This window comes from Pedobacter terrae, from assembly GCF_036946585.1.
GTDB classification, from domain to species: domain Bacteria; phylum Bacteroidota; class Bacteroidia; order Sphingobacteriales; family Sphingobacteriaceae; genus Pedobacter; species Pedobacter terrae_C.
This window is the reverse complement of the sequence record NZ_JAQIIV010000004.1, coordinates 141,241-154,032: the sequence shown is the minus strand read 5'-3', so window position 1 is coordinate 154,032 and position 12,792 is coordinate 141,241. Positions and strand designations below refer to the sequence as shown.

The following is a 12,792-nucleotide window of genomic DNA, read 5'->3' as shown; positions in this document are numbered from 1 at the left end:
CTATATTTGATACCTATAAATACCAATTACATCATCAGTTAATAATCATGGGTTATCAGATAGAGCTTAGGCATTTAAAATACTTTCAGGTTTTGGCAGAGGAACTGAAGTTTAGAAAGGCTGCAGACCGCTTATTTATTTCGCAACCTGGACTAAGCCGGCAGATTAAGCAAATGGAGGAAATTTTTAATGCACCTCTATTTGACCGGAATAAAAAAAAAGTAACACTTACACAAGCTGGCCTCTACCTTAAAGGTGAAGTAGATTTTCTGTTCAGCCATCTCGAAAATATCAAAAAACAGATCAGCAATATTAATGAAGGTAAACAGGGCGAACTCCACATCGGCTTTCTAGGTTCAGCAGCACAAAAAATTGTACCGGAAGTAATTTTCAAACTAAATAAAGATTTTCCAGAGATCAGCACCAATCTGGATGAAATGCCCAATAAGTTGCAGGTTGAATTACTAGAAAAAGATATGCTTGATATCGGTTTTGTGAGAATGCAACAGTTTAAATCAGGCATTTCTAAACACATGATCCATCAGGATACCTTCTCGCTGGTATTGCCTAAAAGTCACCCAATGAAAAAGGCCAGTTATGAAGCGGTAAAAAAACTGGGCAATGAACCTTTTATCTTTTTCTCGAGTGATGATAGCCCCTTCTATTATGACCTGATGATGAGCATTTGCGAGGATCATGGGTTTAAGCCCAAAACCTATCATAAATCGGTTAATGCGCTTACCATTTTTAAATTGGTAGAGGAAGGTTTGGGGATTGCCATTGTACCAACCGGCTTACAATATGGCTACCAGGAAAACGTAAAATTTGTAGAACTTACCCATATTCCGCAGCGAACAGAACTGTACATGATCTGGAAAGAATCTAACCGGAATCCTGCACTAAAAAATGTGATTAAATTGTTGTTGAGAGATAAGGTTTGATATAACCAAAAATACAATAGTCTTTTTAGGCTAAAGTTTTAGATTTTGAAACGGATTGAAATCTAAATTTTAATGCCAAAGTGTTATTTTCTTTGTTTCCAGAAACCTAATAATGTAAGATACAGAAAAGAAAGGTTAAAGGCCAAACAGATTATGATTAATGCGTCGGCTTTTTTCTGTAATACAATTGAAATAAGGTACAAAAAAGCTGAAATCGGAACAGTTAACATAAACGCAAACAAAGACCTGAAAAACTGAGTCTTGGCATGATCAAACGCATTTACGAAATCGTAGTAAAAGCCCATCAGATTTAATCCAATAAAAATAACGGCCATTACCAATAAACCAAAGCTTTCAATAATATACTGGTTGGCTACCGTAACTATTTCAAATACACCAGCTATTGAATCTTTTAATATTAATAAAGGTATTCCAAAAACGGCCAGTAGCATACCAATATAGACAATCCAGAAAAAAGATTTTTTTGAGGTTGTTTCATTTCCATTCTGTTTATAGCTTTTAGCAATCGTTTTTTTAAAACGCGACGGCCTGAAACTATATAAAATAATAAGAAAAAAATAAAATTCGAGTTGAAAAATGGTCAGCTGATAACCATCGTTGGTATTCCTTATTAGGCTTTTGTTAGGTGCCTGTATAATGAAGGAATAGAATAATGAGCAAACAGCATAAAACCTAAAAAGTATGAAATAGCAGAATAAGACAACTGAAATTTTTTTGGCGATCATACTTTTTAATATAAAAAATTATTTAAATAAGTATTTTTTTGGAAGTATAGGCTGAGAAACATTAGCTACTACCAAACCTTAAGGACCTCAGAGCCTTTTGGCATGTATAAAAAAATTGGATCTCCTGCTTCAAATAACTTCGCTTCTGAGCCTTCTTTAGAGGAAGCGACTTCACCTTTTAAATGTAAAATAGGGGAATGGTTTTTTTGCCATAAAGCTACTATTTTTCCGCTTGCATAATACTGAACCGAGTAGTTCTGGATGGGAGTAAAAGATCTTTTCTTTACCTGCGGATCAACAAGGGCAAGCAAATCACCAGAAGTTTCCTTTTCTGCGATATGCTCCTTACTAGTGTATGTTGTATTGTAAACCAAGGCCGAAGAGTGCACCAGATATTTATTGTACGCCAATGAATCAAGGTTCTCACAAGCACTGCGTATCTCATTATATTTTTTTACTACTTTTTGTTCAATGTTGGGAACAGTTTTCAGGTCTTTTGCTTCGGCCAACTCATTACTGTAATCAAAAGGTACTGTGGCTGCAAACTGGATCTTGGTTTCGTAATAGGGAAGTTTTTTTTCCTCCAATCCGGAAGGAAGTTCAAATTCTGTTATTTTTTTATAATCAGACAACCTGCTGTTTTTATTGGGTGCGTGATAAAAAGTTAATTTAACATGTGCATATTTGGATATAAATTCTTCTCCATCTTTTGGATAAATTTTAACAATGGCCGTTTGTGGACCGCTCTTTGTAATCATTGCATTAAGCGGCAACATCATACTTTCGCCATTGTTCTCCACCATCCTATAATCTACGTTATCCTGCATTTCCAGCACCATTTTGCAACCTTGTTTATTCATCTGAACAGTATAAACTGGTGTCTCGCTATATGTTTTTACCTGGGATTTGATATCGCTAATAATTTGTTCCATTGTTTTTTTATCGTTTTGTGCCTGACATCCAATATTCAAGAATTGAATTAAAATGGAGATGCCGAGTATAATTTTTCTACCCATTTATTTGTTTTTAATATAGTAATAACGTCCTTTAAGCATATCTGGTTTAGGCTCTACCAATTCGTGTGCTTCATTGTCCACCCCAACTTTTGCCCTCCATATTTTTGCTTTTGCAGTTACATAAACCAATAGCCCTCCAAATCCTATGCCAGCTTCAATATACATTCCTTCGTTGCTTGCACCGGTTTTACCAGAAAAGATAAGTGAGGTTTCACCCCTTGCAGATGCTTCGAATTCGACGCCAAAACCTTCGTCCGAAGGACGTGAGTTAAAACTGATCTTTGGAACATCAGCTGCCGCTTTGATCCCTAATTCAGCTCCGATACCCACAGTAGTACCCGCCTCTAAGGGTTCTATACCATACTCTTGTCCCAATGTTATATTTGCCTTTAAATCTATCTGTCCGAACGCAAGAAGGTTAAACCAAATTTCTATTCCAGCAACATCGGCAGCGGTACGTATTGCTTTGATTACCTGCCCGGCAGCAGGAATAAATTCGGCACAGGCAATTAGATCAAGTTTACCTGTTCCTTTTATCAATGGGGTAAAACCAAGGGATATGGTCCCTGTTCTCCTTACATTATATATTTTTTCCTTGTCCGGTTCAAGTTTCCAGGTTCCAGCAATCGAAATTACCGGATAATCCATCTGGAAAGTAATGGGCAACATTTTTATCGGCAGTTTTGAAGCCAGTTTCGCCGCCATTCCATTTCTGGCTTTGGTGACACCGGTTATATCATCCAATGTTTCTTTTACCTTGATTAATGCCCTTAAAAAAGGCTCTATTTTTGCCGCATATCCGCCTGATATCTCCCTAGTAAAATCACCTGATTTTGCCTTAATAGCGAGATCGAATGATACTTCACCATTTAAAAACCTGCGGTTGTTAGAAGCGGCCAAAGTTTTTATCCTGTTCTGCCTTGAAGTAACACCGGCAGGCATATTTGTGTGCGAATAAACCTCTGGTGTATCGGAAGATAGCTTTAAACTAAACTCCCATTCCATATCTGGATATACCTTTATTTTGGCAATTTGGTTCGGGTATCTGCAAGTGCTAACTGGGAGATAATAACTTTGCGCCAATGAATCGCTTAACCAGAAATAGTTGAACATCCACATAAATTCAGAAGCTGCGTTATCCCCCAAGCTCCTTTCGAGCCAAACTTTATTGTAAATGTAATTGAGCTTTAAAACAATCTGGTTATCACCTTTAAATTCACTTTGAAGAACCTGTACTTCTGATACGTCCTCAGAAGGAGCCTTGTTTTTATCCGGAATTACATCAGTATCGTTCTCTTGCGTAGGATCTTTAATAGTAGTGTAGCCTTTGTCTGTTTTTTCTGCCGCAATGGCCCTATCCAATAAGAATACATGGTCAGGGGAATCATGTTTTTGTCCGCTTGGAAGTAATAGGCCATTACACGGTACATTTTTATTATGCAAATTTTCTACCGTAATGGATACGTCTTTTCTCCTTTCTCCGGCAATGATGGAAAACGGCTGACCAGTTTTGTCACCCCCTGTGGTTAAAAGGTCTTCATCAAAGCAGGTAAAAGCACTTCTTTCTTTATCTCCATCATCTTTGATCACGATTTTTGAATAACCGCAGGGATCAAATTCCTTTTTGGTATACCTGATATCACCAATGTACTGGATCTGATTTACTTTTTTTGCTTCAATCCTGTCCAAAAAGTCGGTCATCAACTCTTCAGATACGATAAAGCGGCTTGAAATAGATGATTTATTGTCGATATCCTTTAATCCTAATACTTTAGCATCATAAGTAACCAGATCAGTCGTAGGCTCATCGGCAAAGTTCCGAAAAACTACCCGTTCTTCTTTTTCATTTGTGCCGTATATTAATCCAGGTTCGGTATGATATTTATATATTTCGAGTACTACTGTAAAGTTTTTCTTTGCTTTTTGATCCTTTTTCCAAGCGATTTCTATCGGAAAAGAAGTTTTATAATAGCTATTGCAATTGCTTGAACTTCCAGCATCCCTAGATATGGTAAAAACCTTTGGTTCTTTCCACAGATTATTTTTTTTAAAATCATCTGTACCGGTTAAACCTTTCGCCTTATCTTCTTCCAATAGGTATACTTTTCCGCGATATTTGTTTTTCTTATCTAAGTTATAACCGTGCAGCATGATTTCAAGGTTTGCAAAATCGCCATAACGCTTTACATCTTCACTTTTATTAAAGTAGGCATAACAGATGTTCGATTTGGTTACAGGTATCACATAAAAATAAAAGCCGGTACCCGGACTTTCGCTGAAAAGTTCTACTCTTTGTTTAAAGCCGTAATAGTAGCTATAACCCGAAGGATTAAATAAAAAAGTGCTACCAACTTTATATTTAAGACCCAATCCGTATTTACTTACCGGGATTGTTCCACCGCTTAATGGTCCCCAGAGATTATCGGTGACCTCGCCAGGCTTTGCTTTTTCTAGGCTTTGAAAAAACACATCATATATGAATGCCCATCTCGCATTTTCAATGGTGTGCTTAGGATTGGTGGTTTTTCTGCCTACACATCTTTCATCAACTACAAATTCGTTTTTATTTTCGGCGTTTAGGTAAATTCCCATCCCTTTATTAAGTGAATAAAGCTTGCCATTTTCCCTCCAGAAACAGCTTTGCAATCCTCTTGTATCTTCTATTTTATCTGGCATGACTATTCAGCATTTAAAAATTCATAAAAATCAGCATTATCAAGCTCTTTCATATTCACCAATGGATTAATCTGCGATTGTTGCTCTTCATCAGCATTATCAATATTCTGCTGAGAAGGCTGCCCTTTCTGCCCAGTTTTTGCAAAAAATATACATGGTGAACCACTGATGGTGCAAACACCTTTACTATCTTCTACCAAAACTTGTCCACTGTTAATTAACACCATGTCTTTATACATGCCCTTCCATTCGGTTAATGCTGGCACACAGGGTTTAAAACCACCCGGAGTTGGCTGAAGTTTACATTGGCCAAAGGTGTTTTTTTCAAAAGTCATTCCGATATCTACGTGAGACGCAATTAATTTTTGTGCACCATCTTTATCGTTCACATAATGCTTTTGCTGAGTTAGCACTTTCAATTTATCGGTAGTGGTACCAAACTGGCATTGGCAGGTGGCATCTTGTACAATGATTTCTTTCTGTGACATTTCTCTTCTCTTTTATTTAACCCATACCCTTGCCCAAAATCCTTTTTTCTTTTCAACAGGAAAACTGCTATTTCCCTCTTCAATTAACAATTGCTGATCTATTACCGGAACGTTGCTTTCGATTTCATAGGCAGAAAATGCTATACGTTTAATGCTTATCTCTTTGCCATTTTCTTTATTATATAAGTCCCAATCTACACGCGCGTGTTTAAGCAAAGCTCCATTCTGATCTAAATCAAAGGCCGCATTTAATTTCATTTTTAAAGGCCCTTCCTGCCTCATTTGTGTTTTTTGCTCTTCACGTAGTTCACTTTCTGAGTGAAAATTCACTTTAAATGTCCCATAATTGGTATAATCAGGCTCAACAGACTGAACACCTTCAAAAGCCATATTCCTATAGGCTATAACAGGGAAAAATAATGTACTCTGTTGAGATAAGTTACCATCGTATTTTAGATACTGGGGATGAAAAAACACGTTCCAGAACATATCTGCCATTAATGCATATTCAAGCTCGAACCTATCTAGTATCTTTTTCTCCATCTTTTCTAAATATAGTTCCGCATATTTGCCTTCATACTTATCGGAGATCTTTTGGGCTACCTGTTTCCAGCGGTCTAAAATCTCATTATGGTTAACAATTCCCCTGAATATTTCATTTTTCGAATTTACATCAACTTTTAAGGGATAAATGGCGCTCATGGCCATACTGGCTAACTGTTCGCCCACAAAATCGGGTTCGTGCCGATCTATGAAAAGTTCTGTTTTATCAAAACATAACTGCCAAACTTTATTTTCATCCCTAAATTGGTTAACCTTGAGATGTATCTGGTAATCTAATCTTTTTGTCGCTTCTTGATTGCCTTCTTCATAATATTTAATGGTAATACCATAGGTCCTTGTAGAACGTGGCCTGGGAGCAAAATCAATCGCATGATCGATATTGAGCTTAATTTTACCCTGAGCTGCAGAATTTGAAAGGCTACTTACTTTTTCCATAACCGAGCGTATTAATAAGTAACCCTGTTACCATCGGCATTTGGGGCCATAGGTTGTATGACGCCGTAAGTACTTTTTCGATCTGCAGACCAGTGCAAATACTGGTTTCTTAATATCCGAAGGTCTTCCTGCTGTTGCCTCCGTACAGGATCCTTGGGTAATTCTGCTGAAAAAACATATGGCGTTCCGTTAGCCATTACATAATCTCTAAGCGTAGCTTTGACTCTAAGTAACAGGGGATTGCCATTAATGGTATATTTTGTTTCGGTTTTACTTTTAGCGAGTGGCAAATTATGATTTTGACTATACTCTGCCATATACTGTAGGGGAATATAACTATACTCTTTGTAAATAAACCTTGTCCCTTCTAGAGCCCAGTACATATTACCTCCGGTAACTTTCAACTGTTTTTCCTTATACCAGCCCTCTTTTATAAGTTTTACTTTAAAGGTGTCTAAATTGCCTTTAAGCGTCCATGAGGTAGCCAATTCCGATACTACTTCTGTGTCTGTTTCGTAACTTCCTCCAATATCACTGTGTACACCAGGAAAAACCCGTTCCCTACCAACATGTGTATGTGTTAAAGAAAAATTCTTACGGTGTTCATTTTCAGCTACAAAATGGACAACATTTTGTGCACGGCCAATTTGATTGAGGTGTAATTCTTCAACATCGTTGAAATTAGGGGATACACTAAAATATTTTGAATACGACGATACGGTATCAAAAATACCCAAAAACCTTACTTTAATCTGGTTGGGAGATATTTTCAGTCCGGCAGCGCTAAACATTTTGCCTAAATGCCCACAAGCTGGCATTACCTCTAAACTTGTTGCTTCCCCGTCTGAGTCAAATCTTGACGTTATCCCAGTGTGGGGGTCTGTGATGGTACTTGACCGATATTCGTTTTTACCAATCTCGTAAACAAAATTTCTTGCTGCTGCAGCACCCCTGCTGAAACCAAATACATCGAAAGTAATGCTTCTTAATTTCTTTTTTCCATTGCTTTTTATCGGGCCTTTCAGTTTATCTGTAAAAATCTTTTCACATGCCTTTCTCACTTTACCCCTTATCCCAGTGCTTCCAGTACCGAAAGCATAGCCCATTTGACTATCCTTTTGCCTATCTTCAGTACCAATACCTTCTAAATAAATACTTTTACTCTTATCATAAATATCCCAAAGTCTGGCTACGTTCGACCAATCATTCTGGTAACTGCTATCGCTATCTGTGCCGTTACGCTGGTAAGTAGGTGTATTGGCTCTACGCTCTTGAGAATTATTCATATTGTTTTTTGTTCCATCAAAAAACACTCCTACAAAAAGATCTAAATACTCTACTCTATCGTTTTTCGGCACATAATTGCCCAATTTAACGCTCGTCATACTAATCTACTTTACTAATATCGATTTTCGCCCTGTTGAGCTGAATTTCTTCTGTATTATTTTTTAGCGATATTTTTGCTCCTTTACCGTCTGCACTTAGTGCTACAATCAGGTCTATCTCACCAGAGTTTCCCAATTTCTCAAAAGCAGCCATTGTTTCTTTTTCATCAAAAGGTTTTATTTCAAGCCCATATTTCGTTCCGTCTTCCTTCTTCCAAACCAACGTCATATACTTCGGAACAGCCCTTAAAAGGTACGGATTAGTAACCAGGTCTTCTCCAAACCGATTTTCTTCTTCACCGTTAAGGAAGTTGTAATAGCATAATATCAATTGATCTCCAACAGATAAATAAACTTTTGGATGCCAAGGGTATTTTTTGCGGTAAAGTTCATAAATAGCTGGATCTGGCATGCCTTCAGTTTTAATACGTTCTAAAATTTCCGGCTTCATAATCATTTTATCTTCCAGTGTAAGTGTGATAAAATCTGGCTCCAGCATGTACTTAGCATTGGGATAAGCCTGTTCTTTTGAAATCGTCGTTTCATTGGCCTCAAAAGCACCCACTTCCGTCTGGAAACCTGGGCCACTAAGCCATACAATTACCTTACCTTTTGGCGCCAGGCCAATTTTTATCAACGTGTAGTTATCTTTTTTATTGGTCAGGTTATCCTTAAATCCGTCATGGAATAACTTTGCAATGCGGGCCTTATCTAATTTCCATTTACCGGTATAAAATTTCTTTTCCATTAGCGATAGCCAGGTAAAACTTAACGAATCCGGTGCTTCCATTTGCTTTGTAGAAACACTCATAATACCCCCATCGTTGCCCCACCCTGTATTTTGCGTTCCCCAAATGGCATCAAAACTATAGGTAAAATCATTGGCTATTATGACTCCTTTATAAACTTCAACCGGGTATTCTTCCGGAGCAGAAACCGTACCTGTCCACTCAAATTTTTCTTCCATTTTTTGTCCTTTGCAACTTGTTATCGCGAATAAAATAAACGACAACAATAAATACCTGTTTTTTTTAAAACTCATGATTTGTTACCGCTTGATACAATTTTTTTGCTACTGGCTAATGATAAATTTTGCGAAGTGGCTTCAACATTCATTACCTGAGCAATCTTTTCTAGTTTTATGCCAACACGCAATTCGTATTTTTGAATCACCTCTATCGTAATATTCTTTGCCTGTTTTATGATTGCCATCGTTAAAAAAGATTAGATTTTTCTGCACTGTTAAGCTCTACAATTTTACCACTTTGCATAGTCATGTTTTCTTTTGCACTAAACATGCTAATCTCTGAAGCAATTTCGTTTGACGTATCTGCGGTTCTTTTAAAATCTTTTGTTGCCAGCTCCGTCCTGTTGTTTGATGTTTCAGAAACATCGCCAACAGCACTTAAAGAATAATTATTTCCTGCAGTAGTGGCAATATCCTTACCAGCATTGGTCGATTGATTTTGTCCAACCTGTACATCCATATTCTCCTGAACATTAATCTGCATATTTTTGCAGTTCAGCGTCATGTTCTCCAATGCAGTAATGGTAATATTATTACCTTTGGTATCGATATGAATAATGTTGTTATGAATATCGGTAATTTTTATCCCCTGTGTTCCGGCATCATCGTCGAACTCAACCAGGTGACCGCTCCGGGTAATGATACTTTTTAGGTGGTTTTTAATCAAAGGACTACTGTCTACGCTGGAACTATGGTAAACACTTCCCATTACTACCGGACGCGCAATATTACCTTCTTCGAAAGCGATCATTACCTGATCATCTATTTCAGGGATGGCAAAATAACCCCGGTTATTGCCCCTCTCGCCAATACCTGCGCTTGGCGTAACTACCCGTAGCCACTCGGTAACATCATTGGTCAGGCACTCCCATTTAAATTTAACTTTAATCCGGCCCTGGCCCTGTGGATCATTATTATCGATCACATCCGCCAGCTGCATATCCGGCTGCGGTTTTTCGAAGTTCTTTACCAGTATACGTTCGGTAGTGGATATTCTTCCCTCAAAATTGTTGTGGTACTTACCGTTTTCGTCGATATGATGTTTAATACTGGTAATTAAAAATTTGCCTAAACTTTCGGTGGTAAAGGCCATTTCTTTTCTCAAACTCATCGTAATTTCTGCAATACTTCCAATGCTTAATCCTGCATTATCCCCTCGCGCCATAACTTTTAAAAGTTCACTGGTATTGGCCTTTTCTTCATTTTCAACCAGATTTTTGATGTCGTTGCTATTGTCAACCCTGATTAAAGCAGGTTGATTAAAAGTTTTGCTAAAGGTCAAGTTAGAAGCTTTAACGGCATGTGATAAATCTGGAGTTCCTTCTATCTTACCCGTACTCTCGCTCTGCAGCATTTCGTTCTGCTTCGGGTTGTATGAAAACCGTTTATTTTTGATCGGTGCAATTTCCATGGCATATTGCATTTCCTGCACATCTCTGCCATAAAACAACGATATTTCTTTCTGTATGTTGGGTTTGCCGAAATTAAGCTGTTTACCATCGTAGAAAAACCACTCATGGTATTCAGCCGAAAGACGGTTCAAAAAAGCAAAATCGCTTTCTCTGTATTGAATGATATAATCAATAGATGTACTTCTGGCAGCATTGGCCACTACCTTTAAATCATTTGCTGGCGTATCTTTCGTGGCCAGTTTTACAATCTCATTCAGCTCTTTATCTAAATAAGAACCCAAATCGGGTCCACGATCAATTAAAATAGTGGGGCTATAACCGCTTACGATTAAAACACCATGGTAACCATGATTTTGTGATAGCTCGACTTTAGAAACCAGACCTATAAAATTCTGCATACTTTCTGGCGAATGCCCGAAAGATGCGGTTAAAGTTTTACCTACAAAATCGCGACTATCATCCAAAGTGATGAGCCCGGGCGCACCCATTTGATCATGGTTAAAACGCAGCTCAAAATAATGGTGTTCATTAAAAGCCTGTGTAAGACTAAAGGAAGCAAAATGGGTAATTTCCTTATCCTCTATATTGATTTCTGCAATGAGTTTTTTTTCCATATTGATTAATCTTGATCACAAAATTACCCTAAGCTAAATCCAGTTGCCGAGTTTAATGCATAAATTTCCAGTAAAAATGATTCCATTTTTACATGAGGACTGTTCAGATGATTTTTGTGTGCGGATGCCGAACCAAACATTTCACCAGGATGGTAAATGTTTTCTATTGCAATATATTTGCTTTGGCCAGACATCATTGAGCTTTAATGTAAAAATAGCTGACGGGATAAACCCACAACCTTGCGATGATAATTTAGATCTATTATAGTAATTGAAGCGCTTTGAACTAAATACGCCCCGACAAAATCGGGGCGCATCAATTTAATTGATATACATAAAATGATTAAGCCTTTGGCCAATCATTTTCGTGTTCGGCGTTGCCAAGTTTTAGTTTACGTGCCGATACCACAAAACTTAAAGTCATCGGCGTATTATCGTTAACTGCAATACCTTCGTTATACTGGATAATGTAACCATCTTCGAAAGACAGTTCTTTCATTTTTGCATCTTCTTCGCCTTTCTTGAAAATGATGTTGCCTGAAAGCGGCTTGTACTGGTTGTTTACCATCGATTCGATCACTGAAGTATCTTCAGTCGATTCGATTTCGATGTGGATCGTACCACCATAAACACCTGACGATGGACGACCTTTTGCGTCAACATCTCTATTTAATGAAAAGCTGCACTGTAGTACATCAAATTCTTTTGATCCTAAGTTTAAACGGGTTTTGAATGCCATTGTAGTAAGTTTTAAATGTTTTGAAATGAATGAATCCTTAAGAGCATGGGGTTTGGCGCATGGCGTTAAGCGTTTAAAAACCCTAAACCTCACACCCTAAACCTTTCCTTAGGCCTTCGGCCAATCGTTAAGGTGCTCTGCGTTTCCTAATTTTAGCTTCCTGGCTGAAATCTGGAATTTAAGCGTCATCGGGTGATCGCCCACAATGTTTATCCCTTCGGAATATTTAACAATGTAGCCATCTTCGAAGTGAACTTCTTTCATCTTGGCATCTTCCTCTGTTTTCTTGATCAGAAGGGTTCCTGTAATAGGTTTGTACTGGTTGTTTACCATCGCCTCGATAATTGAGGTGTCTTCGGTTGATTCGATCTCAATGTCGATGGTACCGCCATAAACTCCGGAAGAAGGTCTTCCTTTTGCATCTACATCACGGTTTAACGCATAGGCACAGTGAAGCACATCGTACTCCTTGCCCGAAAAATTTAATCTAGCTTTGAAAGCCATAGTTTTAAAATTTAAAGGTTAAAAATTTGATTATCAGTAGCCTCCGCTACTAAAAATCTTTAACCAAAGATCAGGCCAAACCTGTATTTATTTCTCATCGCAGGTAATGATAAAGTCTACAGAAAAAACTTAAATGCTCGTTTGAACAGCCTAAAATGCATTTTGGGGATGAATATGTGTAGAAAATACCCAAATATATCTTTCATGTTACAAATACATATTATATAACTCAATGATACAAAACT

12 protein-coding genes are annotated in these 12,792 nt (G+C 37.7%); 1 reads left to right on the top strand and 11 read right to left on the bottom strand.

What is annotated here, in order from left to right; genetic code table 11:
- The first annotated feature begins 47 nt into the window (after positions 1-47).
- On the top strand, positions 48-941 hold the full coding sequence (locus PGN18_RS07850; protein WP_335318892.1) for a LysR family transcriptional regulator: 894 nt from the start codon (positions 48-50) through the stop codon (positions 939-941).
- A gap of 83 nt (positions 942-1,024) precedes the next feature.
- Here PGN18_RS07850 and PGN18_RS07845 read toward each other — a convergent pair whose 3' ends face one another.
- From PGN18_RS07845 to tssD (PGN18_RS07795), 11 genes are all read right to left on the bottom strand, one after another.
- On the bottom strand, positions 1,025-1,687 hold the full coding sequence (locus PGN18_RS07845) for a hypothetical protein (protein ID WP_335318891.1): 663 nt from the start codon (positions 1,685-1,687) through the stop codon (positions 1,025-1,027).
- A gap of 68 nt (positions 1,688-1,755) precedes the next feature.
- A complete protein-coding gene (locus tag PGN18_RS07840) occupies positions 1,756-2,619 on the bottom strand; it encodes a hypothetical protein (RefSeq protein WP_335318890.1) in 864 nt (287 codons plus the stop codon).
- A gap of 84 nt (positions 2,620-2,703) precedes the next feature.
- Positions 2,704-5,379, bottom strand: coding sequence for a hypothetical protein (locus PGN18_RS07835; RefSeq protein WP_335318889.1), 2,676 nt, complete (start codon positions 5,377-5,379; stop codon positions 2,704-2,706).
- Between the two features lie 2 nt (positions 5,380-5,381).
- Entirely contained in the window at positions 5,382-5,867 is a 486-nt protein-coding gene (locus PGN18_RS07830) for a PAAR-like protein (protein WP_335318888.1), read from the bottom strand.
- 12 nt (positions 5,868-5,879) lie between these two features.
- Positions 5,880-6,866 carry a hypothetical protein gene (locus PGN18_RS07825; protein ID WP_335318887.1) on the bottom strand — a complete coding sequence of 329 codons (987 nt, stop codon included), beginning with the start codon at positions 6,864-6,866 and terminating at the stop codon, positions 5,880-5,882.
- 11 nt (positions 6,867-6,877) lie between these two features.
- Positions 6,878-8,251: a T6SS phospholipase effector Tle1-like catalytic domain-containing protein gene (locus tag PGN18_RS07820; protein WP_335318886.1), complete on the bottom strand. Its 1,374-nt coding sequence runs from the start codon at positions 8,249-8,251 to the stop codon at positions 6,878-6,880.
- A 1-nt stretch (position 8,252) separates the two neighbouring features.
- Positions 8,253-9,218 carry a DUF2931 family protein gene (locus tag PGN18_RS07815; RefSeq protein ID WP_335318885.1) on the bottom strand — a complete coding sequence of 322 codons (966 nt, stop codon included), beginning with the start codon at positions 9,216-9,218 and terminating at the stop codon, positions 8,253-8,255.
- 71 nt (positions 9,219-9,289) lie between these two features.
- Positions 9,290-9,463, bottom strand: coding sequence for a hypothetical protein (locus PGN18_RS07810; RefSeq protein WP_293783892.1), 174 nt, complete (start codon positions 9,461-9,463; stop codon positions 9,290-9,292).
- A gap of 2 nt (positions 9,464-9,465) precedes the next feature.
- The gene (locus PGN18_RS07805; RefSeq protein WP_335318884.1) at positions 9,466-11,304 is read right to left on the bottom strand and encodes a type VI secretion system Vgr family protein; all 1,839 of its coding nucleotides are present in this window, start codon (positions 11,302-11,304) and stop codon (positions 9,466-9,468) included.
- Positions 11,305-11,647: 343 nt separating this feature from the next.
- Positions 11,648-12,043: a type VI secretion system tube protein TssD gene (gene tssD, locus PGN18_RS07800; RefSeq protein ID WP_090983662.1), complete on the bottom strand. Its 396-nt coding sequence runs from the start codon at positions 12,041-12,043 to the stop codon at positions 11,648-11,650.
- A 108-nt stretch (positions 12,044-12,151) separates the two neighbouring features.
- Positions 12,152-12,547, bottom strand: a complete 396-nt coding sequence (gene tssD, locus PGN18_RS07795; protein WP_090496868.1) for a type VI secretion system tube protein TssD — start codon at positions 12,545-12,547, stop codon at positions 12,152-12,154.
- Positions 12,548-12,792 lie beyond the last annotated feature (245 nt).